The 23,161-nt window shown below is 64.5% G+C and carries 22 protein-coding genes; 19 read left to right on the top strand and 3 right to left on the bottom strand.

Features of this window, described 5'->3' with window-relative positions; genetic code table 11:
- Positions 1-60 precede the first annotated feature (60 nt).
- Positions 61-612 (top strand): hypothetical protein, encoded by a 552-nt coding sequence (locus GY937_14770; protein ID MCP5057966.1) that lies wholly within the window; start codon positions 61-63, stop codon positions 610-612.
- Between the two features lie 187 nt (positions 613-799).
- Here the strand turns inward: GY937_14770 and GY937_14765 are convergent, their stop codons facing one another.
- Both GY937_14765 and GY937_14760 read right to left on the bottom strand, forming a co-directional pair.
- Positions 800-1,186: a hypothetical protein gene (locus GY937_14765; protein MCP5057965.1), complete on the bottom strand. Its 387-nt coding sequence runs from the start codon at positions 1,184-1,186 to the stop codon at positions 800-802.
- A 119-nt stretch (positions 1,187-1,305) separates the two neighbouring features.
- A complete protein-coding gene (locus GY937_14760; GenBank protein MCP5057964.1) occupies positions 1,306-1,545 on the bottom strand; it encodes a bacteriophage CI repressor in 240 nt (79 codons plus the stop codon).
- A gap of 151 nt (positions 1,546-1,696) precedes the next feature.
- Between GY937_14760 and rsmD the strand changes: the two genes are divergently transcribed.
- From rsmD to hflC, 8 genes are read left to right on the top strand one after another with little or no spacing between them, the layout of a single operon-like run.
- Positions 1,697-2,293, top strand: coding sequence for a 16S rRNA (guanine(966)-N(2))-methyltransferase RsmD (rsmD, locus tag GY937_14755; GenBank protein ID MCP5057963.1), 597 nt, complete (start codon positions 1,697-1,699; stop codon positions 2,291-2,293).
- On the top strand, positions 2,290-2,787 hold the full coding sequence (gene coaD / locus GY937_14750; protein MCP5057962.1) for a pantetheine-phosphate adenylyltransferase: 498 nt from the start codon (positions 2,290-2,292) through the stop codon (positions 2,785-2,787). Before rsmD ends, coaD begins: the two co-directional genes overlap by 4 nt.
- The gene (locus GY937_14745) at positions 2,784-4,220 is read left to right on the top strand and encodes a hypothetical protein (GenBank protein MCP5057961.1); all 1,437 of its coding nucleotides are present in this window, start codon (positions 2,784-2,786) and stop codon (positions 4,218-4,220) included. Before coaD ends, GY937_14745 begins: the two co-directional genes overlap by 4 nt.
- On the top strand, positions 4,153-5,553 hold the full coding sequence (coaBC, locus tag GY937_14740; protein MCP5057960.1) for a bifunctional phosphopantothenoylcysteine decarboxylase/phosphopantothenate--cysteine ligase CoaBC: 1,401 nt from the start codon (positions 4,153-4,155) through the stop codon (positions 5,551-5,553). Before GY937_14745 ends, coaBC begins: the two co-directional genes overlap by 68 nt.
- A complete protein-coding gene (locus tag GY937_14735; protein MCP5057959.1) occupies positions 5,550-6,923 on the top strand; it encodes a nodulation protein NfeD in 1,374 nt (457 codons plus the stop codon). The genes coaBC and GY937_14735 overlap by 4 nt, the downstream gene beginning before the upstream one ends.
- Before the next feature lie 48 nt (positions 6,924-6,971).
- A complete protein-coding gene (locus tag GY937_14730; GenBank protein ID MCP5057958.1) occupies positions 6,972-7,754 on the top strand; it encodes a slipin family protein in 783 nt (260 codons plus the stop codon).
- Positions 7,755-8,702: an FtsH protease activity modulator HflK gene (hflK, locus tag GY937_14725; protein ID MCP5057957.1), complete on the top strand. Its 948-nt coding sequence runs from the start codon at positions 7,755-7,757 to the stop codon at positions 8,700-8,702.
- Positions 8,702-9,664, top strand: a complete 963-nt coding sequence (gene hflC / locus GY937_14720; GenBank protein ID MCP5057956.1) for a protease modulator HflC — start codon at positions 8,702-8,704, stop codon at positions 9,662-9,664. Before hflK ends, hflC begins: the two co-directional genes overlap by 1 nt.
- Before the next feature lie 246 nt (positions 9,665-9,910).
- Here hflC and GY937_14715 read toward each other — a convergent pair whose 3' ends face one another.
- Positions 9,911-10,990: a YjgP/YjgQ family permease gene (locus tag GY937_14715; protein ID MCP5057955.1), complete on the bottom strand. Its 1,080-nt coding sequence runs from the start codon at positions 10,988-10,990 to the stop codon at positions 9,911-9,913.
- Positions 10,991-11,010: 20 nt separating this feature from the next.
- Here GY937_14715 and GY937_14710 point away from each other — a divergent pair, with 20 nt between their 5' ends.
- The 10 genes from GY937_14710 to GY937_14665 all read left to right on the top strand — a co-directional run bounded on the left by GY937_14710 (position 11,011) and on the right by GY937_14665 (position 23,159).
- Positions 11,011-11,961 carry a bifunctional riboflavin kinase/FAD synthetase gene (locus GY937_14710; GenBank protein MCP5057954.1) on the top strand — a complete coding sequence of 317 codons (951 nt, stop codon included), beginning with the start codon at positions 11,011-11,013 and terminating at the stop codon, positions 11,959-11,961.
- Complete coding sequence (locus tag GY937_14705; GenBank protein MCP5057953.1) at positions 11,958-13,043, top strand: flippase-like domain-containing protein; 1,086 nt, start codon at positions 11,958-11,960, stop codon at positions 13,041-13,043. Before GY937_14710 ends, GY937_14705 begins: the two co-directional genes overlap by 4 nt.
- Before the next feature lie 118 nt (positions 13,044-13,161).
- Entirely contained in the window at positions 13,162-14,862 is a 1,701-nt protein-coding gene (gene pilB, locus GY937_14700; GenBank protein ID MCP5057952.1) for a type IV-A pilus assembly ATPase PilB, read from the top strand.
- Positions 14,863-14,871: 9 nt separating this feature from the next.
- The gene (locus GY937_14695) at positions 14,872-15,969 is read left to right on the top strand and encodes a type IV pilus twitching motility protein PilT (protein MCP5057951.1); all 1,098 of its coding nucleotides are present in this window, start codon (positions 14,872-14,874) and stop codon (positions 15,967-15,969) included.
- Between the two features lie 15 nt (positions 15,970-15,984).
- Positions 15,985-17,196, top strand: a complete 1,212-nt coding sequence (locus tag GY937_14690; GenBank protein MCP5057950.1) for a type II secretion system F family protein — start codon at positions 15,985-15,987, stop codon at positions 17,194-17,196.
- A 45-nt stretch (positions 17,197-17,241) separates the two neighbouring features.
- The gene (locus tag GY937_14685; GenBank protein ID MCP5057949.1) at positions 17,242-18,933 is read left to right on the top strand and encodes a PAS domain S-box protein; all 1,692 of its coding nucleotides are present in this window, start codon (positions 17,242-17,244) and stop codon (positions 18,931-18,933) included.
- On the top strand, positions 18,930-20,315 hold the full coding sequence (locus GY937_14680; GenBank protein ID MCP5057948.1) for a sigma-54-dependent Fis family transcriptional regulator: 1,386 nt from the start codon (positions 18,930-18,932) through the stop codon (positions 20,313-20,315). Before GY937_14685 ends, GY937_14680 begins: the two co-directional genes overlap by 4 nt.
- Complete coding sequence (locus tag GY937_14675) at positions 20,316-21,839, top strand: HAMP domain-containing protein (protein ID MCP5057947.1); 1,524 nt, start codon at positions 20,316-20,318, stop codon at positions 21,837-21,839.
- A gap of 163 nt (positions 21,840-22,002) precedes the next feature.
- A complete protein-coding gene (locus GY937_14670) occupies positions 22,003-22,713 on the top strand; it encodes a prepilin-type N-terminal cleavage/methylation domain-containing protein (GenBank protein MCP5057946.1) in 711 nt (236 codons plus the stop codon).
- Entirely contained in the window at positions 22,701-23,159 is a 459-nt protein-coding gene (locus tag GY937_14665; GenBank protein MCP5057945.1) for a hypothetical protein, read from the top strand. The genes GY937_14670 and GY937_14665 overlap by 13 nt, the downstream gene beginning before the upstream one ends.
- The last annotated feature ends 2 nt before the right edge of the window (positions 23,160-23,161 follow it).

Genomic DNA, 23,161 nt, shown 5'->3' with positions numbered 1-23,161 from the left:
CCGCGAGTGGCCCATCTCCAGCGAGCGCCTTTGGCTTCGCGGCATCCGTGCCACGTGACCATGAAGGTTCGACCCGATGTCCCGTCACTTCGCGATGGGCGGCTGGTGCGGGAGGTGGAGCGGTCGTTTGCCTGTGTGCTCGAGCGCACGGACTTCCGGCTCGTGCACTACTCGATCCAGTCGAATCATCTGCATCTGATCGTCGAGGCCAAGGATGCGGGGGCGCTCGGCAGGGGGATGAATGCGTTGGGGGCGCGTCTGGCGCGGGCGGTGAATCGGGTGTTCGGGCGAAAGGGGCGTGTCCTGTTGGACCGCTTTCACCATGTGGTGCTGCGGACGCCTACCCAGGTACGGAATGCGATGCGCTACGTGCTTCTGAACGCTCGTCGACACATGAAAAAGCAGCCCAGGACAACGAGGATCGACCCCGCTTCTTCAGGGCGTTGGTTCGAGGGTTGGCCGCGCGCTGCCATGGGACTCGTCGCTCAAGCACGGGAGCGGCCTGGGGGAAATGTGGTGGCGGTCGCCACGCCACATACGTCGCTCCTGGCCGAGGGCTGGCGTAAGGCTGGCCCCCGCCTCGATCCGGCCGAGATCCCGGCAGCCGTCTAGCGGACCCACGGGCCAGAGCCGGCATCCGCTTCATCTATGTGGGCCAAGGCGCCGCGCCCGCCCGTCGGCCGCCCGGAAGAGCCCCGCAGGATCGAAGGAACCCCCGCACCCCCCGACCGATCCCCCTCAACAGCCCGCGATACCCAAGCTGGCCAACCACCGCAGCTGGCAGGCGGCAGAAACTCCTCTACCCGCCGAGCACCGACAAACCCAGCTGTTGGATCGCGCCCAGATTGTTGTGCACTGCGTAGCCGGTGCCGAACAACACCACGCTGAGGAACAACACCTTCAACTCTTCGGGGACGAGGGGGGTCTTGACCAGGAAGGTCATGCCGAGGAGGGTGACCAGGCTGTCGAGCCAGAGTCCGGGTGCCAGGCCGATTCCCGCGAAGAGCCAGCGGGAGATGGGGTTGGCTTCCGTGACGCCTTCCAATGGGTTCTGGAGGCAGACGAAGGTGGTCCAGTGGTCGGCCGCGGAGGCCAGCAACACGAGGAGAGCGAGAACGACGACCATGAGCGCCGGGAGTTCAAGTTTCGTGCCCCGAAGTGGCCCGTATTCGAAGTTCCCTGACACGACACTTGCTTGTGCCTGGGAGCTGCTCGTTCGTGAAGCTATGCAGTCGCTTGCGAGGCCCGCACGAAAGGAACATGGATTACCCATGAGCGCCGTTGGGATCGCTCCTGGCGATCGGCTCAGCGTCCGCGACGCATTCGCCCCTTGCCGAGGAGCAGCCAATCGATGGAGACATTCTCCTTCAATGCGAGCTGGATCAGGAAATCGGTATGGGGGGTGGTGCCACTCTCGTAGCGGTTCACGTTCTGTTGGAAGACGCCGAGGTCGCGCGCGAATTGTCTCTGGGAGCGAATGCCTCGCACCTGGGAGAGGCGCTCCGGCAGGTTCTTCTTTGCGCGATCCACCGTCGTCTTCGACATCCTGTTCTCCTGGCCGTGCCAACGCCGCAAGGGTTCCGCGATTGCGTCACCGAATAGTGTCAACTCCGAAGGCCGCGAATTCTAGGCAAGGCTGTTGGCTTGCTGCAATTCAGAAGTTGTGCATCCAAGCCGCTCGCGCGAAGTTTTCCGAGTGCGCGTGACAGGAGGAGAGCTCGTCGGCCGACGTGTCGAAATGCCGCGTCGCGGGGAAGTGCGTCCCACTTCCGATCGCGTCCGCGAATCCCTGTTCATGCGCCTCGGATCCCAGCAGGGGAGACGTGTACTCGACCTCTTCGCCGGCTCCGGCGCGCTGGGCATCGAAGCGCTCTCGCGCGGAGCCGAATCCGCGGTGTTCGTGGATCATGCCGCCGTCTGCGGGGCGACCGTTCGCGCCAATCTGGAGGCGCTTGGCCTCGAGGAGAGGGCCCGGGTTGTGCGGAGTCCGGCGCGAGCTGCGCTGCGCCGTTTCGCTCGCAGCAGCGATTGCTTCCAGCTGATCCTCGTCGATCCGCCCTACGCCTCCGGGGAAGCGCTGGAGGCGCTACAGGCGATCGCCAGGCTTGGGCTCCTGGATCCCGCGGGAACCCTGGTTCTCGAAACAGATCGCCGGCATGATCCCGGTTCCGTGGAAGGGCTGCGGCGAGTGGACGAGCGGCGCTACGGTGACACCCTACTCCTCTGGTTCACGTCGGACCTGGAGTCGACGCATCCCGGGGCGGAAGACCCAGGCAACGAAGGAGCCGCATGAGCGACGACGCGAACCAGTTGGCCCTGTTTCCCGCCAGCTTCGACCCGGTCACGAATGGACATCTCGATCTGGTTCATCGCGCACGGCGCGTGTTTCCCCGGCTGGTGGTGGCCGTTGCCCACAACGTGGACAAGAGTGGGACGTTTACCGTGGAGCAGCGCCTGGAGATGCTTCGCGCCTCCATCGGTGATCTGCCCGGCGTCGAGATCACGTCGTTCGCCGTGTTGGCCGTGGATTACGCCGCCGAGGTGGGAGCGAAGACCGTGATCCGGGGCCTGCGGGCGACCGCGGATTTCCAGTACGAGTTCGAGATGGCACTCATGAATCGGCACATGAACCCGGACGTCGAGACGCTCTTCCTGATGACGGGCCAGGAGCACTTCTACGTCAGCTCTTCACGCCTGAAAGAACTGGTCTCCTTCGGGGTCGACATCAGCGAATGGGTGCCGCCGCTGGTCGAGAAATATCTCCGGGAGAAGTTCCAGAAAAAGTGAGCCAGCAACGTTCCGCCCCCTCGGGAAGTTCGCGGCCGCCCATTTCGTTCGGCACCAGCGGCTGGCGCGGCATTCTGGGGGAAGAGTTCACACTCCCGAAAGCCCGTGCCCTGGTTCGCGCGGTGGCCGAGAAGGTGCGCTCCCAGGGGGGAAGGGGCTCCGCGGTTCGCGTGATCGTCGCCCATGACACTCGTTTCATGGGCAAGCGTCTCGCCGATGAGGCGGCCGAGGTCCTCTCGGGTGCCGGCGTCCGGCCGGTTCGCACCGCAGGCCCAACACCCACACCTGTTGCCACCAGCAGCGTTCGTTGGAAGCACGCGGCGGCCGGGATCTTGTTCACGGCCAGTCACAATCCGCCGGAGTACCAGGGAGTCAAGCTCGTCGGCAGCGACGGAGCCCCCGCACCTCGGCCGTGGGCCGAGGCCGTCGCCGGCCGGGCGGCGGAGATCCTGGAGAGCGCCCGCGAGCCCGCCCGCAGGAAGGCCCCGCCGCCGACCGATCTCGTACCGGCCTACCTGAGCCGTCTCTCGAAACGGATCGACTGTGGCGCGCTCCGACGCGCCCGACTCCCCATCGTCTACGACGCGCTTCACGGAACCGGAGCGGGAGTGCTCGATACGTGGCTGCGCGCTGCGGGCGCTCGGGTGAGCACCCTTCACGCCGACGCGGATCCGCGCTTCGGTGGGTTCGCACCGGATCCGGAACCCGCTCGGCTCGTCGCCCTGAGTCGGGCGGTGCGCGCGCAGGGCGCCGCCCTGGGCCTTGCCAGCGACGGTGATGCGGATCGGTTCTCTGTGGTCACCGCGAGTGGCCGGCGGCTCTCGGAGAGCGATGCGCTGGCCCTGCTGATCGACCATCTCGGCCGACACGGAAGGATCCTGCGGGGTATCGCGCTCTCGGTCGCGACCGGCAGCTTTCCCGAACGCGTGGCCCGAGCCTACGGGTGCGAGGTCTCTCGGCTTCCGATCGGCTTCAAGCCGCTCAGTGAAGAGTTGGTCGCCGGACGCGCGGATGTGGCAGGAGAAGAGAGTGGCGGTTTTGCATGGGCTCCGATGGCTCGGGACAAAGACGGCATCCTGGCCGCCGCCCTGTTGGTAGAGAGGCTCTCTCTCGACCGGCGCTCCCTCGCGGTCCAACTCCAGGAACTGCGGCGTCGCCACCGCGGTTCGGCCTGCGGCCGAATCGCCATGCCGGCAACCCCGGCCCGGAATCATCGCCTCCGGAAGCTCTCTCGCACTCCGCCGAAGAGCATCGATCGGCAGCGGGTAACCGGGGTTCTCCGCCACGATGGCCTTCGCTGTCAGTTGGCCGATGGTGGTTTCCTGATGCTCCGAAGCTCTGGAACCGAATCCGTTCTCCGGGTGTATGCCGAAGCTCCTACCGCCAAGGCGTTGGCTCAGCGCCTGGCGCGCGGTCGGGCGCTCCTGGGCTAAGAACACGTCCCCTCGCCCGGGCTGGGAGGTTCGGTACCCTCCCGCCTTACATGGTTGTTTTCCCTTGGCTTTCTCCGATTCCGGACTCCCCGGCGGGAGGCGCTTCGTGAACACTCAGCCCTCGGCTCGGCCCGGCAACGTGCTTCTCGCCGTGGCGGGAGGGATCGCGGCGTACAAGATCCCGGAACTGGTCCGTCTGCTCCGGCGGGCGGGGCACTCTGTGCGCTGCGTGCTCACGAAGGCCGCGGGAGAGTTCGTCTCGCCCCTCGTGCTTCAGACGCTCTCGGGAGCGCCCGTGCGCAGCTCGCTCTTCGACCCGGGAGAAGAGGGAGAGATCTCGCATATCGAGCTGGCCGATTGGGCCGATCTGGTGGTGGTGGCTCCGGCCACCGCCGACCGCATGGCGAAGCTCGCCCAGGGGCTGGCCGACGATCTGGTTTCGACCGTGCTTCTGGCGACGCAGGCGCCGGTGCTGCTCGCCCCGGCGATGAACGTGAACATGTGGTCCCATCCAGCAACGCGCGCCAATGCCGAGCTGCTGCGTGAGCGGGGCGTCCATTTCGAGGGGCCGGAAGCCGGTGAGCTGGCCTGTGGTTGGGAGGGCGAGGGCCGCATGGCCGAGCCCGCAACGATCGCCGGACGCGTGGCCCTGCTTCTCGGAGGTGGGACCTGGAAAGGCGTCCGTGTGCTCGCGAGCGCGGGCGGCACCCGGGAGCCGATCGACGCCGTCCGCTCGATCACGAATCGCTCGAGCGGCAAGATGGGTTTCGCCGTTGCGGAGGAGGCGGCCCGACGCGGCGCCGAGGTCGTGCTGGTCGCCGGGCCTTGTCCGCTTGCGACGCCGCCTGGCGTTCGGAGGATCGATATCGAGACGGCCCTCGAGATGGCTTCGGCCGTCGAGGCGGAGTTCGAGGCCAGCCAGGTCGTCGTCATGGCGGCCGCGGTCGCCGACTTCCGACCGGCGGATGCCTCCGCGCGCAAGATCAAGAAGGAAGATCTCGAGCCCGGCGCTGGCCTTCGGATCGAACTGGTTGCGACCCCGGACATCCTCGAGGGGATCAGTGGGCGCAGAGGTGACCGCGTCGTGGTGGGCTTCGCAGCGGAGAGCCACGATGTGGTGGAAGCCGCCCGTCGCAAGCTCGCCCGCAAGGGCTGCGATCTGCTGGTGGCAAACGATATTTCTCGGAGTGATACGGGCTTCGATACGGACACCAACGCCGTGATGTTCGTGTCTCCCGGAGGTGAGGTGGACGAGTTGCCGTTGTTGTCCAAGGCCGAGGTGGCCGGGCGCATTCTCGACCGCGTGGAAAAGCTGCGTGAGGGCACCCGATGAAGACTCTCCGCCGTGCACGCCTTGCCATTTCGGTGGCGTTCTTCCTGCCTTGGCTGGCGATGGGCCTGGCGGCCCAGGACGAGGCGGGCGAAACACCGACCCGTGACAGCGGTCCGCTGACGGTCATCCGCATCGATGGCTCGATCAATCCCGCCAGCAGCGACTACATCCAGCAGGCCATTCGTGAGAGTGAGGAGGCAGGAGCCCGGGCGTTGCTGATGGAACTCGATACCCCCGGCGGCCTGGTTACATCGACCCAGGACATCATCCAGGCGATGCTGCGCTCGAAGGTTCCGATCATCGTCTATGTCTCGCCCCAGGGTGCCTGGGCCGGCTCGGCAGGAACGTTCATCACGATCGCGGGCCACGTGGCCGCCATGGCACCTGGCTCGACGATCGGCGCCGCCCATCCCGTGGGCATCGGCGGCGGCGGTACGCCCGAGGGCGAAGAGGGCAAGAGCCAGGATCACGCCGCGGCGAAGGCAGAGAACATGCTGGCGGCCTACATGAAAGCGATCGCCGAGGAGCGGGACCGCAATGTGGATTGGGCTCAGGACGCCGTCCGCAACTCGGTCGCGATCACAGCGGATCGGGCAGTGGAGCTGAACGTGATCGATCTGGTCGCAGACGATCGGGCCGACCTCCTGAAGCAGCTCGAGGGGCGGGAAATCAAGGTCGGCGGGAAGACCCAGCGGCTGGCCTTCGCGGGCGCCCCCACCCAGGAAATCGAGATGGACCTCCTCACGCGCATCTTCGATGTGCTGGCCAGTCCTGATGTTGCCGTGCTGTTGTTCATGGCGGGCGTGCTCGGCCTGTATGTGGAGATGAACCAACCGGGGATGATCTTTCCCGGTGTGGCCGGCGCCATCTGCCTGTTGCTGGCCTTGATCGCATTCCAGATCCTGCCTTTCTCCTGGGTGGGCGTCCTGTTGATGCTGGTCGGGCTCGGTCTGATGGTCGCCGAAGCCTTCGTGACATCGTTTGGCCTGCTGTTTGCTTCCGGTGCGGCCTGCATGTTGCTCGGTGGCTCGATGCTCTTCGATCGTCCGGAACTCTCGGACCTGAACGTGTCGTTCTGGCCGGTGCTGGTACCCGCCGTGGGTGGAATGGGGGCCTTCGGAGCCCTGGTGGTCTTCGCGGTGGGGCGCTCGATGGGACGTCGTCAGGAATCCGGTGTCTACGAGCTGGTCGGAATGGAAGGTGTGGCCCGTACAGCCATCGATCCATCCGGTACGGTCTTCATCCGCGGTGAATTCTGGACGGCCCGATCTACCGAGCCGATTCCAGCGGAAGCGCGGGTCGTGGCCGAAAGTATCGATGGGCTGACGCTTCACGTGCGTTCGGCCGACGGGCAAGCAGGGCCGAGCTGAGAAGAGAAGAGCAGGGCGCGTCCTTCGGCGCCCTTGGAGGAGGGGAGCATGGGTCTGTCACCGCTGATCATCCTGGTCGGCATTCTCGGATTGATTGGCGCCGCCGGCATCCGCATCTTGCAGGAGTACGAACGGGGCGTGCTCTTTCGCTTCGGCCGCTACGCCGGTGTCAAGGAAGCGGGCATCCGCTGGATCATTCCGATGGTCGATCGCATGGTGCGGGTCAGCCTGCGCGAGATCGTGATGGACGTGCCGCCGCAGGAAGTGATCACCCGTGACAACGTCTCGGTGAAGGTGAACGCGGTGATCTACTTCCGGGTCCTGCACCCGGAGAAGGCCGTCATCCAGGTCGAGAACTACCTCTACGGGACGTCCCAGCTTTCCCAGACCACGTTGCGAAGCGTCTGCGGTCAGGCCGAGCTCGATGAACTCCTGGCGGAGCGCGAGAACATCAATCGGCAGTTGCAGGAGATCATCGATCTCCAGACCGAGCCCTGGGGTGTGAAGGTGCGCGCAGTGGAGCTGAAGCAGATCGATCTACCCAGCGACATGCAGCGCGCCATGGCCAAGCAGGCCGAGGCCGAGCGGGAGAAGCGCTCGAAGATCATCCACGCGGAGGGTGAAGCCCAGGCTGCCGTGCGGCTCCGGGAGGCGGCGCAGGTTCTCTCCGGTGAGCCCGCGGCGCTTCAGCTCCGCTACCTCCAGACGCTGGCGGATATCGCAACGGAGAACAACTCGACGACCGTCTTTCCGATCCCGATCGACATCCTGAAGCCTTTCTACGATTTGCAGCGGAATGCGGACGTGGGTTCCGGAGAGGGGAGCGGCTAGATGGCGAAGGGGGGCGCGCCCGAGGAACGCAAAGCCGGACGTCTGATCCGGAGGTTGTCCACAGGGGTACTACTCATCGTCGGGCTCGCCGTATGGGTCGGGTACACGGGGACGTTCCAGCTCGATATCGGCGAGCAAGCCGTGATCTTGCGGCTCGGGGCCTACAACCGCACGGTGACATCGTCCGGCCTCGGCTTCCATCTGCCCGCACCGATCGAGACCCACGCCATCGTCCAGACCCAGAAGGTTCGTCGGGAGGAGTTCGGCGATGTGGATCGGCCGCTCGAGACCAAGGCCGAGACGGTCATGCAGACCGGTGACAACGCCATCGTCCATCTGGAGTTCGTGGTCCGCTACCGGGTCGTCGATCCGCGGCGGGCGCTCTATTCCGTTCGGGATATCGATGCGATCGTGCGGGACGCCGCGCAGGCGGCCATGCGCGAGGTCGTTGCCCTCAACCACATCGATGGCGTGCTCGCCGATGCGCGGTTCTCCGTCGAGAGCGAGGCCGCGACCCTTCTGACCGCATTGCTCGACCTCTACCAAACCGGGATCGAAGTTTTCCAGGTCGAGCTGCAGGAAGTGCAACCGCCGACGGAGGTGCGAGGTGCTTTCGATGATGTGGTCGCGGCCAACCAGGATCGCAATCGCCAGGAAAACGAGGCGCGGGCCCACCAGAATCAGGTGCTGCCTCGCGCCCAGGCCACCGCGGCCGAGCTCCTCGAATCGGCGGAGGCCTACAAGCAGAGCCGAATCGCGAAGGCGGAGGGAGAGAACGCCCGTTTTCGTTCCCTGCTGATCGAGTACAAGAAGGCACCAGAGATCACCCGCAAGCGGCTCTATCTGGAGACGATGGAAGAGGTGCTCTCGAAATCCCAGAAGGTCATCGTCGAGCCCGGATCGGTGGTGCCCTACCTGCCCCTCGATCAAGTTGGGAGGAGTCGCTGATGGCCCGTCTTCTTCTGTTGTTGTTGATCGGTGTACCGCTTGTGACGAGCTACCTGGGCTACGGCCCGTTGGTGCTCAATCGCGAAGGAGAGCAGCGTATCGCGCTCTTCCTGGGCGACGTGCGCTCGGTGATCACCGAGCCCGGCATCTCGTTGGCGTTTCCGGTGACGGAGATCCGCACCTTCGATAGCCGTTGGCTGCATCTGAGCTCGGGGCCGGAACCGAAGCCCATCCAGACCCTCGACAAGGAGCCGCTGGTCGTCGACAACTTCGCGATCTGGCGGATCAGCGATCCGCTCCAGTTCTACAAGAGCTTTCCGGCGGGCATCGAGGAAGCCGAGCGTCAACTGAATCAGTTGGTGAAAGGCCGGGTGCGTGAGGTGATCGGGCGCCTCAAGCTCGAGCAGGTATTGGCCCGCGAGATCCCGGATGGCGTCGATCTGGCCCCCGCACGGGCATCGGGTTGTGTGCCGGTACGCAAGGACCTCGACGGGAACGAGCTACCGCTGACCTTGACCGACGTGATCACGGCGCGGTCGTGCCAGAACATTCGAGCCAACGGAATCGAGCTCGCCGAGGTTCGCATCAACCGCACGGAGATCCCATCCGGTGAGCCGGAGTCGAAGGTCTACGGTCGCATGCGCTCCGAGCGGGAAGAGCTGGCCAAGAAATACCGCGCCGAAGGTGAAGAGGGGGCGCGGAAGATCCGCGCGGCAGCCGATCGGGATGCAGAGATCACCATCGAACGTGCCCGGGGTGATGCCACGCGCATTCGTGGTGAGGGTGATGCGGGCGCAGCAGGTGTCTATGCAGACGCCTTCTCCGAGGATCCCGAGTTCTACGATTTCGTCCGAAGCCTCGAGGCCTATCGAAAGACGCTAGGCGAGGGAACGACCATGGTCCTTCCGCCGGATCACCCGTTCCTCAAATACCTGGACGAAGCCGGAGCCACATCGCCCTAGACGCGAGCCACTCGACGCTGCTTCGCTTCTCACGCGAGGACGGGAGTCGCCGGGGCTGGGCACAGGTCGGGTGGAATGGCTCGGCCGGGGATCGGGTGGCCGCGTAGGGGCTCGTTGCAGGTTCGCTTACGCGGCTTTCGCCGCTAGCGAACGAGCACACGCTGGAAGTCGCCTCTGCCTGCGCTTTATTTCCACCCGACCTGTGCCCCGCCCCGCGATCCGCAAGGAGAAGCGAAGCGGCCCCCCCTATTGGTGGACGCGGGAGAGGCGCCAGCCTCCGAGGGCGAAGAAGACGAGCAGGGTGATCCAGGGCGCGAGGGCGGCGGAGAGCTCTCCGCGGGCTCCGAAGCTTGCGCTGTATTCTCGCAGCAGCAGGAAGATGAAGAGCAGGCCCACGCCCTGGAGGGCAGGCATGGCAAGGCTCCGGGTCTGCTCCACGGAGAGAGCAAGCGGCACGGCGAGGAGGGCGAACAGGAGCACCAGGAATGGAATCGTAAGCCGGCTGTGAAGGAGCGATCGTGCGCGTCCCGCGTTGCCGCCCTCGCTGAGAACGTCGCTCACGTACTCCGCGAGCGTGGCGAGGGGCAAGACCACGAGCTCGGCCTGTTGGAGGTGGGGTGTCCGGTCTTCTCCCAGTTCGAGGACGATCTCCTCGGCCCGTTCGACGATCGGCGGATTCTTGGCATCGACCGGGTCGAAGCTCCGAATCGTGGCTCCGACGAAACGCCATTCATGGGGCGCCAGGCGCTCCGCTTCGCGGGCGTGGATGAGCCGGACGAGGCGGCCGGCCTCGTCTCGTTCGAAGACCCGCACGTCGAGGACCGTCTGGCCTTCAGGGCGCGGGTCTCGGATGTTGTAGATCATCTTGCCCGTGTGATACCAGATCGAGCCGGATCTCAAGGTGACCTCGCCGACCGAGGATCCGGTACTCGCATTCATGGCGCTGGCGGCTCGAAGGGTGACGGTCTCGTTCAGGATGAAAGAAAACAGGGCGATGCCTGCCGAGATCGCGAAGATGGGCAGGAGGGCCCGAAGGGGAGAGACGCCTCCCGCCTTCGCGGCGACGATCTCGCGGTGGCGAGCTGCCTGACCTACGGAGAACAGGACCGCGGTGAACGTCGAGACCGGGATCAGGTAGGGGAGGTAGGTGGCTGTGGTGCGCTGGAGGAGCAATCCGATCGCGCCCAGAAAGCCGCTCTCGGCCTCGATCACATCGCCGAGATTCAGCAACATGTCGACGACCAGCAGAACGAGCGCCAGAATCACGAGTGATCCGGCAAAGGCCGTGAGGAAGCGGACAGCGGTATAGCGCCAGAGGGTAGGCATCCGGCGCGGGAGTCTAGCGATTGCGGGTGGTTCGAGGCAGTGAGAACGTTGGAGATCCGCTCGTTGGCTCAGCGCTGACGGTCGGCAATTTCGATGGTCTCCACCTGGGGCACCGGGCGATCATGGATACGGTGATCGACCGGGCCGGGAGTCTTGGCGGCCCGGCCGTCGTCTACACCTTCGAACCCCATCCGCGAAAGGTCCTCCGCCCGGATCAGGCGCCGAGGCTGCTCACGACGTTGGAGCAGAAGCTCGAGCTGCTCGAGGCCCAGGGCGTCGATGTGGTGATCGTCGAGCCCTTCACCCTGGAGTTCGCCCGGCTCCCCGCAGAGCGTTTCGTGCGGGGAATCCTCCATGAGCGCATCGGGCCCCGGGAGGTCTACGTCGGCTATGACTTCCACTACGGTCGCGACCGCGAAGGGTCGATGCGGACCCTCACCGAATTGGGCCCGCGCCTGGGCTTCGCGGTGACGATCATTCCCGAGGTCACGGTGAGAGACCTGGATGTCAATTCAACCCGGATTCGTGGGTTGTTGGAGGAGGGAAAGGTGGAGGACGCGGCTCTCCTGCTCGATCGGCCCTACGCTGCGCGCGGCCGCGTGGTGGAGGGCGACCGGCGTGGCCGGAGCATCGGGTTTCCAACCCTGAACCTGGATCCTGAGAGCGAGATCCTGCCCGCATCCGGCGTGTATGCGGGCCACGTGTCCTTTCTGGATGGGGGAGAGCCAGCAGCCGGGAAGGTCTATCCCGCGGTCGTGAACGTCGGGCGTCGCCCGACGTTCAAGGACGACGATCCGGTGCTGGCAGAAGCCCACGTGCTCGATTTCGACACCGACGTCTACGGTCGTCGCATCGACCTGAGCTTCGAGCACTTTCTACGCGGTGAAGAGAAGTTCCCGGATGTGGACGCTCTGAGGGCACAGATCGGCCGCGACGCGGAGGCGGCGCGGGAGCGCCTGGGCAGGGAATGAGCGATTCCAACCCGTCCACCGGTGCCGCCCGACGGCGCTGGGCCGATCCCCGCTTGTGGGTCGGTTTCGCGATCACCGCTGCGGCTCTGGTCTTCGCTTTTCGGGGCGTCGATTTCCCGGTACTTGTGGCGGAAATGGCCCGGGTGGATCTCGCCTGGCTGCTGCTGCCCTCGGCCGTCGGCTATGTGCTCTGCACCTGGAGCCGGGCGTTGCGCTGGCGCCATCTGCTTCGCGCCTTCGGCGAGATCGAGACCGGCACGCTCTTTCGTGCCACCGCCGTCGGCTACATGGCGAACAACCTGTTCCCATTTCGGCTGGGCGAGTTGGCTCGTTCGTGGTTTCTCGCCCGAGAGACGGGCATGTCCGGCGCGGCGATCTTCGGCAGCGTGATCGTCGAGCGCGTGATCGACGCCATCGGTTTGTTGGGGCTCGCGGCGATCGTGTTGGGCAGCCAGGGTGCCGAGGCGTCCGGTCTGGACGGCCGCCAGGCGCTGGTCGCTCTCTCCATCGTGGCCTCCGTGCCCCTGTTGGGCGTCATTGCCCTGCGTCAGGCCCCGGATTTCTTCATCGGTCTGGTCCGCTGGGGGCTTGGCTGGGCTCCGCAGGGGCTCACCGATCGGATCTGTGGGCTACTCGACCAGATTGCGCACGGGCTCCGGGGAATGCGCAACGGCAAGGACCTCTTCTGGGTCTTGTTCCACTCGGTGACTTTCTGGGTCCTGATCAACATCATTCCTTACTACGCCGCGCTCCGGGCCTTTGGCATCGATCTCGGGGGGCTGTGGCCGGATCTCCAGGCCAGCTGGACACTGATGGTCTGGGTGGGCGCAGCCGTGGCCCTGCCTTCGGCCCCGGGCTTCGCCGGCACGTATCACGCGGCTTGCCGGGCGGCCCTCGTTCCCCTCGGGGTCTCCGAGGAGCTCGCGCTGGCTCTTGGCACCCTGGCCCACGCGCTCTTCTGGGTGAGCCTGACGGCTCTGGGCCTCGCTGTACTCCGCTTCCGCGGTACGCGGCTAGACGAGGCGATGGCTGGCGCCGAAGGTGGCGATGACACGGCCCCCGCGGGTGGCGCCCCGGAGTAAAGATCCCTCGGAGTCCCGCCGATAACCGGGCGGGTTCGCAGGGGTTTCGCACGTGCAGGGGAGGGGGCCAAGTCCTCGCCGGCGTTGGAAGCTCGCGGACCCGAGGGGAGAATCTGGGTTGAACGAGCGGATCGGCGAGCTCCTGGTCAAGGAGAGCCTGCTTACCACCGAGCAGCTGAAAAAGGCGCGCGCAGAGGCGCGGGACCATGGTGGCCGCCTCGGAGCCCAGATCACCAAGCTCGGCTTCCTGCAGGAGAACGAACTCTCCGGCTTCGTGGCGTCGCAATATGGTGTGCCGGACATCGACCTCGAGGAGTTCGATGTCGACCCGGCCGTGATCCAGTTGATCCCAGAAGAAGTCGCCCTCAAGCACAACGTGCTGCCGGTGAACCGCGCCGGCTCGACGCTGATCCTGGCCACGGCCGATCCGTCGAACATCTTCGCGATCGACGACATCAAGTTCCTTACCGGGTACAACGTCGAAGTCGTCGTCGCGTCCGAAGAGCAGATCAAACGGGCCATCGATCGGCACTACGACAAGACTGCCAGCATCGACGACATCATGGGCGACTTCGACGACTCGGATGTCGAGGTGCTCTCCGAGGACGACGATGTCGATGTCCTCGAGCTCGCCAAGGAATCCGAGGACGCGCCCGTCGTCAAGCTCGTGAACCTGATCCTCACCGACGCCATCAAGAAGGGTGCGTCGGATATCCACATCGAGCCCTATGAGAAGGCTTTCCGGGTTCGCTACCGCATCGACGGTGTGCTCTACGAAAGCATGACGCCGCCCATGAAGCTGCGGAACGCGATCACCTCACGCCTGAAGATCATGGCCGAGCTCGATATCGCCGAGCGGCGTCTTCCCCAGGATGGACGCATCAAGCTGAAGCTCGGGCGGGGCAAGGAGATGGACTATCGCGTCTCCGTCCTTCCGACCCTCTTCGGTGAGAAGACCGTGCTTCGGCTTCTGGACAAATCGAACCTGCAGCTCGACATGACCAAGCTGGGCTTCGAAACAGAACAACTCGATGTCTTCAAGGAAGCGATTCACCAGCCATTCGGAATGGTACTGGTCACCGGCCCGACCGGTTCGGGTAAGACGACCACCCTGTATTCCGCGCTCTCGGAACTGAACCAGAGCTCGGAGAACATCTCCACTGCAGAGGATCCGGTCGAGTTCAACCTCTCCGGCATCAACCAGGTCCAGATGCATGAGGACATCGGTCTCAACTTCGCGGCCTCGCTGCGTTCGTTCCTTCGCCAGGACCCGGACATCATCATGGTCGGTGAGATCCGGGATTTCGAGACCGCAGAGATCGCGGTCAAGGCGGCACTCACCGGTCACATGGTGCTCTCGACCCTGCATACCAACGACGCGCCTTCGACCGTGAATCGCCTGCTCAACATGGGCATCGAGCCGTTCCTGGTCGCTTCTTCCGTGAACGCGATCGTCGCCCAGCGTCTTGCCCGGCGGATCTGCGTCGAGTGCAGCGAGCCCGATCCCGACGTGAATGCCGAGGCCCTGATGGAAGCCGGGATGGAGGAGGACGAGGCGAATTCCACCACCGCCAACAAAGGCCGAGGGTGTCACGTCTGCTCGGATACGGGTTTCAAGGGGCGGATCGCCCTCTATGAAGTCATGCGCATCGGCGAAGAGCTGAAGGAATTCATCTTGAACGGTGCCTCGACGACCGAACTCAAACGAGAGGCGATTCGCCTCGAGATGCTGACCTTGCGACGGAGTGCCTTGAACATGGTCAAAGAGGGCACGACGACCCTCCCCGAGGTCTATCGGGTCTCGGCTGCGGATTTCTAGGAGCGAACCATGGCGAACCTGCATCAATTGCTGAAGGCGATGATCGAGAAGGGGGGGAGCGACCTCCATGTCACGACCAGCTCGCCGCCTCAGCTTCGAATCGATGGGAAGCTGCATCCGTTGAAGATGCCGCCCCTCTCACCTCCGGAGACGAAACAGCTCTGCTACTCGATTCTGACGGACTCCCAGAAGCATCGCTTCGAGGAGAACAACGAGCTCGACCTCTCGTTCGGCGTTCGGGGGCTCTCGCGGTTCCGCGCCAACGTCTTCATGCAGCGCGGTGCGGTGGCTGGTGCGTTTCGCGCCATCCCCTACAAGATCAAGTCGTTCGAGGAGCTGGGGCTCCCGAAGGTCATCTCCGAGCTGGCGCAAAAGCCCCGTGGATTGATCCTGGTGACCGGGCCGACCGGATCGGGAAAGTCCACGACGCTGGCGACGATCCTCGACAAGATCAATACCGAGCGGAACGAGCATATCGTGACGGTCGAGGATCCGATCGAGTACCTGCATCCCCATAAGGGCTGCCTCGTCAATCAGCGAGAAGTCGGTGCCGATACCGATTCATTCACCAAGGCCTTGAAGTACATCTTGCGCCAGGACCCGGACGTGGTGCTGATCGGTGAGATGCGAGACCTCGAAACCATCGAGGCCGCTTTGACCGTCGCGGAGACGGGCCACCTGGCCTTCGCAACGCTGCATACGAACTCGTGCGTCCAGTCGATCAACCGGATCGTCGACGTATTTCCGCCCTACCAGCAATCCCAGGTTCGGGCCCAGCTTTCGTTCGTGCTCGAGGGCGTCGTCAGCCAGACCCTGATTCCGCGCGCGAACGGGCCGGGCCGGGCGCTGGCCATGGAGATCATGGTTCCGAACTCAGCCATCCGAAATCTGATGCGCGAGGACAAGCTCCACCAGATCTACTCGCAGATGCAGATCGGGCAGGACAAGTTCGGCATGCAGACGATGAATCAATCGCTCGCTTCGCTGCATCAGAAGCGAATGATCAGTCTCGATGATGCAATGGGGCGCAGCGGCGATACCGACGAGCTGCGTCAGATCATGTCCAACGGTGGTGGGTCGGTCGCACGACGCGCCGGCGCTGCTTAGGCAAGGGGGTCTCCAATGCCTGTTTACGTATGGGAAGGTCAAACCCGTCAGGGGGGTACCAAGAAGGGCTCGATCGAGGCCGCTAACGAAGCGGCGGTGATGACACAGCTGCGCTCGCAGATGATCATGCCCGTGTCCGTAAAGGCAAAGCCCAAGGACATTCTCGAGAACATCAACCTCTTGAAGCCGAAGGTGACGATTCGGGACCAGGTGATCTTCACGCGACAGTTCGCGACGATGATCGATGCCGGTCTTCCGCTCGTCCAATGCCTCGACATCTTGTCCGCCCAGAATCCGAACAAGACGATGAAGGCGATCCTGCGCGAGATCAAGGTCGACGTGGAGCAGGGCTCGACGTTCGCCGACGCTCTCGAGAAGCAGCCGAAGACCTTCGACAAGCTCTACGTGAACCTGGTTCGCGCAGGCGAGATCGGCGGTATCCTCGACACGATCCTCAACCGCCTGGCCGTCTACCTGGAGAAGGCCGACTCGCTACGCCGCAAGGTGAAGGGCGCGATGGTCTACCCGACCACCGTGCTGGTGGTATCGATTGCGGTCATTGCGCTGCTGCTGGTCAAGGTCATCCCGGTCTTCCAGAAGATGTTCGAGGATTTCGGCGGCGCGCTTCCCGGACCCACCCAGATGGTCATTACGATCAGTGAGTTCCTGCAGGAATGGCTGGTGATCATGGTGGCCGCAACCGTGGGTGTCCTATGGCTCTTCATGCAGGCGCGAAAGCGCTTTCCGAAGTTCCGCTTCCGGACGGACGCCATCTTCCTTCGGACGCCGGTGTTCGGGCCTCTCCTTCGAAAGGTGGCAGTGGCCCGTTTCACGAGAACGCTCGGCACCATGGTCTCCAGTGGTGTTCCCATCCTCGATGCTCTCGAGATCTGCGCCAAGACCGCCGGAAACCTGGTGATCGAAACCGCGATCATGAAGACGCGCTCGGCGATCTCGGAAGGCCGGACGATGGCTGAGCCTCTCGAAGAAGCGGGCGTCTTCCCCGGCATGGTCGTCCAGATGATTGCCGTCGGTGAATCGACCGGTGCGATGGATACGATGCTTGCAAAGATCGCCGACTTCTACGACGAAGAGGTCGACAACGCCGTCGATGCATTGACCGCCCTCCTGGAACCGCTGATGATGGTGTTCCTCGGTGGAACGATTGGCGGCATGTTGATCGCGATGTACCTCCCGATCTTCAAGATCGCCGAGAACATTGGCTAACATGGCGAACTCCTGGCACGCCGCCGGCGCCAGGTAGGCGCGAACATGGAACGACGGGGGGCGGACGCCCTCCACGCGCGCGTCCTGCGCGTGATGGCCGCACGGCTCGGTGTCTGTGTGGGGGCCTTGGCACTTGCCCTCACGCTTGTCGGGGCAGGCCGTCTGACGACAGAGGTCGCCGAACTCGGCCTGTATGGGACCCTTGGCGTCGCGTTCTTCGCGACGGCGTTGTACGCGGCGCTTCTACCGTTCGTGCGGAACCTCCGGCGCTTCGCGGCCGTCCAGTTGGTGGCGGATCTCGGCCTGGTGACGGCCCTTGTGATCTTCACGGGCGGTGCCGAATCGATCTTCAGCTTCCTCTTTCTGCCGGTGGTGGTATTCGGAGCACTGCTCTTCGACCGGCGGGGTGGTTACGGCACCGCAGGTGGCGCCTCCATCGGTTTCGGTGCGGCCACCCTGGTAGGCATCGGCTTCCCCATGGGTGGGTTGGCCGCCACGCCGGCGGATTTCGCGTTCACGCTATGGGGCGCGCACACCGGGGCCATGTTGTTGGTTGCGCTTTTCGGCAGTGGCCTCGCCCAGGAACTGCGGATCGCCGACGAACGCCTTGAGGCAAGTGCCTGTGATCTCGCGGAGCTTCGCTCGCTGCATGAGCGGATCGTGGAGAGCTTGACGAGTGGTGTCTTGACGACCGATGCCGAGGGTCGGGTGACGTCATTCAATCCGGAATCAGGACGGATCACGGCGACATCGGCGGAGCAGGCGTTGGGTGCCCGGCTCGAAGACGTGTTGCCGGGAATCGCAGAGGTGTTGCGCGAGTCCGACTCGTCAGGCCGCCGCCGCGCGCGGTTCCGATTCGAGAGGTCGGACGGCGAGGAGCGTTTCCTGGGGGTGGCCATCTCCAGCCTGAAGAACGAGGATGCTCCGGATTCGGGCTGCGTGGTGATCTTCCAGGACGTGACCGAAGTGGTCCGGCTGGAGGGCGAGCTCGAACGGAATGCCAGGTTGGCGGGAATCGGCCAGCTCTCGGCGTCGATCGCCCATGAGATCCGCAACCCTCTGGCGGCCATCTCCGGCTCGGTGGAGATGTTGCGGTCGACACTTCCGCCGGAAGAGGATGGCGCCGACCAGAGCCGACTCATGGGAATCGTCCTACGCGAGATCGAGCGTTTGAACCAGTTGATCACGGACTTTCTCCAGTACGCGCGGCCGGCTCCTGCAAAGATGGAGCCTCTTGATCTCGGACGGCTCGCAGGAGAAGTCGCGGAAGCCTTCGAGACGGCGCTGGACCGAGATGTCCTGCTCGAGGTGGAGGTGGCTTCCCCGGCGATGGTGGACGGGGATGCGTTGCAGCTGAAGCAATTGCTCTGGAATCTGCTCGGAAACGCCCAGCATGCGGTAGAGGGTCCGGGCCGAATTCGGCTGTGTGTGGGAAAGATCGAAGCGGATGCTGGGGGCGAGCCTCAAGAGGGCGTCGCCGGGCGCCGAAACACCTCGGAGGAGGCGTCTGGCGTCGTGGAATTGGTGGTCTCGGATACGGGTGTGGGGATCCCCCACGACGTTCTGGAGCGGGTCTTCGATCCGTTCTTCACGACGCGAAGCGAAGGCACGGGCCTTGGCCTCGCGGTGGTTCACCGGATCGTCCAGAACCACGCGGGCACCGTACAGATCGAGAGCCGCAAAGGAGCGGGCACGCAGTTTCAAGTGCGTCTCCCGCTGCAGGCCCTGGACTCATGAGCGATCACCCCGCCCGAATCCTCGTCGTCGATGACGAGCGCAGCATGCGCGAGTTCCTCGAGATCTTCTTTGCACGCGAGGGATACGACGCGGTAACGGCCGGAGACGTCGATACGGCTCTCCTGGCCCTCGACGCGGACGACTTCGACGTCGTGATCAGTGACGTGCAGATGCCGGGCAAGGGCGGCCTCGATCTCCTTCGAGAGATCAAGGATTCCGCGCCCGACACCGTCGTCATCATGATCACTGCATTTGCCACCACCGAAACCGCCATCGAAGCCATGAAGGGAGGCGCCTACGACTACGTGACCAAGCCCTTCAAGGTCGATGAACTGCGCCTGGTCGTGGAAAAGGCTCTCGAGAAGAAGCTTCTTTCGAGCGAGAACCGGCGGCTCCGCTCGGAGCTCGAAAGCCGCACACGCCCGCGCACGATGGTCGGGACGAGCTATGCCATCCAGCAGGTCTATCAGCTCGTCGCCCAGGTAGCGCCCACCAAGACGAATGTCCTGATCAGCGGCGAGAGTGGCACGGGCAAGGAACTCGTCGCCCGGGCGATCCACGACCAGAGTGACCGGGGCGAACACCCGTTCGTCGCGGTGAATTGCGGTGCGATTCCCGAAAACCTGTTGGAATCCGAGCTTTTCGGCCATGTCAAAGGTGCGTTCACGGGTGCCGTCGAGAACCGCGCGGGTCTCTTCGAAAGCGCGGAGAAGGGAACCATCTTCCTCGATGAAATCGGGGAAATCCCGCTGCCCCTTCAAGTGAAGCTATTGCGTGTGATTCAGGACAGGAAGGTCCGACGCGTCGGCGATAGCACGGACGAGCCGGTCGATGTCCGGATCGTGGCCGCCACCAATCGGGATCTGCAAGAGGAGGTGGTCGCCGGTCGTTTCCGTGAGGACCTCTTCTATCGATTGAACGTCATTCAAGTCCATTTGCCGCCTCTTCGGGAACGCATGGAAGATGTGCCGCTGCTGGTTCAACACTTCGTGGCGAAATTCGCCCTCGAACTCGATCGGCCCGTGGATCGCATCGGCGACGATGCCATGGCGCTCATCCAGAACTACGCATTCCCCGGGAACGTGCGGGAACTCGAGAACACGATCGAGAGGGCCGTGGCCTTGAGCCAGGGGGGCACGGTCCATTCGGATGTCCTTCCGCCTGCGATCCTCACTCCCCGCTCCGCCCCGGAGGCCAGCAGTCGGCTTCCGGAAGAGGGTGGGGATCTGGACGGCATGCTGGCCCAGGTCGAACGGGAACTTCTTCGTGAAGCGTTGGGCCGGACGGGTGGTGTCAAGAAGAAGGCGGCGATGTTGCTCGGCGTCTCCTTCCGTTCCTTCCGATACCGCCTGGAGAAGCTGGGCCTCGACGATTCACCGTAGGTGATGGCGACGGCCCGGCCGACGACGGCTTCTTCGCTGGGCTTGCGCAGCGAGGTCCTGCTGAGCCTGGGGCTGGTGATGCTCCTGGCGACGATCGTGCTGGTGGCGGTGTTCGTGACCCACCACGAAGGCAGTCTGGAGCGCGTGCTCGGACGCTCGTTGCTTGCGGAGGCTGCACGGCCGGCCGCGCCCTTCGACGCTGTGGTTGCCGGGACCGAATGGTGGTCGCTCGGAGCAGACGGACGTGCGCGAACCCGTGGCCCGGTCGCCGGAGAGATCGACGAGACGACCCTGGCATTGGCGGAGCAGGTTCGTTCGGAAGGTGTACCGCTTCTTCAACTCGGAAGGCTTGGTGGCCGGATCCGATTCGCCGCGCCGCTCGACAACGGTGGGGTTGCGATGGCCCGGCTCCCGGAACATGCCTCGTTTCAGCTGCGCTCCGCACCGCTCACGGTGGTTGCGACGTTGGGGTTCGTCAACGTCGCGATCTTCACGGCTTTCGGAAGCTGGCTGCTCCGGCGTCGACTGATTCGTCCCCTCGAGGACGTGGCCCGGGCCGCGGTCGCAATCGGGCAGGGCGAGGAGGAGGTGAGGGCGCCTGAAGAAGGCCCCCAGGAGGTCGCCGCCGTCGGTCGCTCACTGAACGAGATGACCGAGGCCTTACAAGAGCGCAGCGGCGAGTTGGAGAAGGCAATCACCGATCTTCGCGGTGCCAATCGCGAGCTTCGGCGAACGCGGGAGGGCCTGGATCGGGCCGAGCGGCTGGCATCGGTCGGGCGTCTGGCGGCAGGTGTGGCGCACGAGGTTGGCAATCCGATCGGCGCCATGCTTGCATTCATCGATCTCGCGGCACGAGATGCCGCCCTCGGTGAGGGGAGTCGGGAGCACCTCCGCCGGGCTGGGAGCGAGGGGGAACGGGTTCGAATCATCCTCCGTCAGCTCCTCGATTTTTCGAGGCCTCAGCGTTCGACACCACGGCCTATGGAATTCGCCGAGATCGCGCGAGAGACCCTCGTGCTGGTCTCCGCCGGGAGACGCCACCACCACATCGCATTTTCGCAAAGCCAGGAGGGCGAGCTGCCGCTCGTTTCGGCGGACGCTTCGACGGTGACCCAGATTCTTCTCAACCTGCTCCTGAACGCTGCGCACGCAGTTGGAGATCGCGAGGGTGCACGTGTCGAACTGCTCCTGCGGCCGGCGCCCCTCGTGGCTCGCGGGGAGGAGGGCATCGAGGGGGCCTTCGGTCGAGCGCGTCTGGATGCGGTCGAGTGCCTGGTTTGCGACGACGGCTGTGGAATTCCCGAGAAGGACCGGGAGCGCATCTTCGACCCGTTCTACACGACCAAGCCCCCGGGCGAAGGCACCGGGCTGGGATTGGCCAACAGCGCCCGGCTGGCCGAGGAACTCGGAGGCGTCGTGGAGTGTGTGACGCCGCCGGAGGGTTTCGCCACCGCGATGGCGCTTCGGTTGCCGGTGGTTGAACGGGAAGAGGGGCGAGAAGTTCGGGAGCCGCCGCGGGTGTGAAGACGATTGCGGACCCCGCAAGGTGCTGCGCAGCCTGGACGCTTCTTCCCCGGCCTTCCACCTACCGAAAGCTCAAGAAGAACCGCGGCTTGGCCGATTTCCTCCTTCGGCATGACGCTTGCGTGACGCTTGGCGTGTGCCCCCAGGCGAGAGGAGTCAACAGGTGATTCGACGACGAGGTGATCTTCGTATGAATCGGCGCGAGGCCGGTTTCACCATGCTCGAGCTGCTCCTCGTCATGGGCATCGCGGCCGTCGTCATTTCGATGGGCGTGACGAGTTGGCGCCAGACCCAGCAGAACAACAAGACGAAGTTCATGGCGCGACAGATCGCTGGGGCCTTCGAATTGGCGCGTACCCATGCCATCCAGGAAGAATCCGTGTACGGCGTGTACGTGAACATTGGCGCGCCGCGGAACCGCGATCTCTGCGGGACGGTGCTTCCGGCGAACCAGCCGATCATCGTCTTTCTCGACAACGTCACCCAGAACTGCTGCATCGACGCTGGCGAGACCCAGGTCAATTTCCCGGAAGACACGGCGGTCGCAACCAGCCTGGCATGGGGTGCAACCTGGGCCGCCGCTCCCGTACCGACCGATCAGGGCTCGACGCCTGCCAATATGGCGGCCGGAACGACGTACCCCTTCATCGGGGCCGGCACCGCACCGCTCGTGCTGATGCGGCCCGACGGTGTGCCTGTGCTTCCCGACAACGTCTGCAACCAGGGGAACGTCGGAACCGGAACCGGCGGCTTCTACCTGACGACGAATACCACCACCGCAGCTCAGGCGCGTGATTTCTCTGTCGTGATCTCACCGCTCGGTGCCACGCGAATCCACAGCTTCGAGCGGGGGAGTGCCACATGGACGAACTGAAGCACGAGCGCCGCACGCTGGCCGGCTTGTCGATGGTCGAGGTGATGATGGCCCTGACGATCCTGGCCGGCGGGTTGCTCGTGATGTTGACGATGCAGATCCAGGCCATGAAGGGCGGCCGCCACGGTCGGAACGCGACCGAAGCGGCCCGCTTCGCCCAGAATCAGATGGAGGTTCTGCACCACCAGCCCTTCGCCGGATTGGCACCGACGGGTGGCTGGACGGTTGCGGTTCCGCTGACGGGCGTGACGACAGGTGGTGGAGGCGCGGCTCAGGCCCAGCAGTATCAGCTCGATTGGACGATTGCGCCGTTCGTCGATCCGAATCCCGCGCTCCAAGCCGACACCTTCCAGTTCGACGTGCGTGTCCAATGGGCGGATCCGAATGCCCCAGCGGGCGCTCCGCTTCGTTCCTACGTGATCTCCAGTGTCCGATACAACGACTGAGG

The sequence above is a fragment of the bacterium genome (assembly GCA_024228115.1).
Classification (GTDB): domain Bacteria; phylum Myxococcota_A; class UBA9160; order UBA9160; family UBA6930.
Note: the sequence above shows the minus strand (reverse complement) of the source record. Positions and strands in the feature narration are given on the sequence as shown.

Excerpts from the sequence above, each read along its gene's own strand:
- GY937_14760 (MCP5057964.1), bottom strand. The coding sequence starts at position 1,545 with ATGTCGAAGACGACGGTGGATCGCGCAAAGAAGAACCTGCCGGAGCGC.
- GY937_14690 (MCP5057950.1), top strand. The coding sequence starts at position 15,985 with ATGCCTGTTTACGTATGGGAAGGTCAAACCCGTCAGGGGGGTACCAAG.
- GY937_14715 (MCP5057955.1), bottom strand. The coding sequence starts at position 10,990 with ATGCCTACCCTCTGGCGCTATACCGCTGTCCGCTTCCTCACGGCCTTT.
- GY937_14680 (MCP5057948.1), top strand. The coding sequence starts at position 18,930 with ATGAGCGATCACCCCGCCCGAATCCTCGTCGTCGATGACGAGCGCAGC.
- GY937_14770 (MCP5057966.1), top strand. The coding sequence starts at position 61 with ATGAAGGTTCGACCCGATGTCCCGTCACTTCGCGATGGGCGGCTGGTG.
- GY937_14705 (MCP5057953.1), top strand. The coding sequence starts at position 11,958 with ATGAGCGATTCCAACCCGTCCACCGGTGCCGCCCGACGGCGCTGGGCC.
- coaD (MCP5057962.1), top strand. The coding sequence starts at position 2,290 with ATGAGCGACGACGCGAACCAGTTGGCCCTGTTTCCCGCCAGCTTCGAC.
- GY937_14730 (MCP5057958.1), top strand. The coding sequence starts at position 6,972 with ATGGGTCTGTCACCGCTGATCATCCTGGTCGGCATTCTCGGATTGATT.
- GY937_14665 (MCP5057945.1), top strand. The coding sequence starts at position 22,701 with ATGGACGAACTGAAGCACGAGCGCCGCACGCTGGCCGGCTTGTCGATG.
- GY937_14735 (MCP5057959.1), top strand. The coding sequence starts at position 5,550 with ATGAAGACTCTCCGCCGTGCACGCCTTGCCATTTCGGTGGCGTTCTTC.
- coaBC (MCP5057960.1), top strand. The coding sequence starts at position 4,153 with ATGCCGAAGCTCCTACCGCCAAGGCGTTGGCTCAGCGCCTGGCGCGCG.
- hflK (MCP5057957.1), top strand. The coding sequence starts at position 7,755 with ATGGCGAAGGGGGGCGCGCCCGAGGAACGCAAAGCCGGACGTCTGATC.
- GY937_14685 (MCP5057949.1), top strand. The coding sequence starts at position 17,242 with ATGGAACGACGGGGGGCGGACGCCCTCCACGCGCGCGTCCTGCGCGTG.
- hflC (MCP5057956.1), top strand. The coding sequence starts at position 8,702 with ATGGCCCGTCTTCTTCTGTTGTTGTTGATCGGTGTACCGCTTGTGACG.
- GY937_14695 (MCP5057951.1), top strand. The coding sequence starts at position 14,872 with ATGGCGAACCTGCATCAATTGCTGAAGGCGATGATCGAGAAGGGGGGG.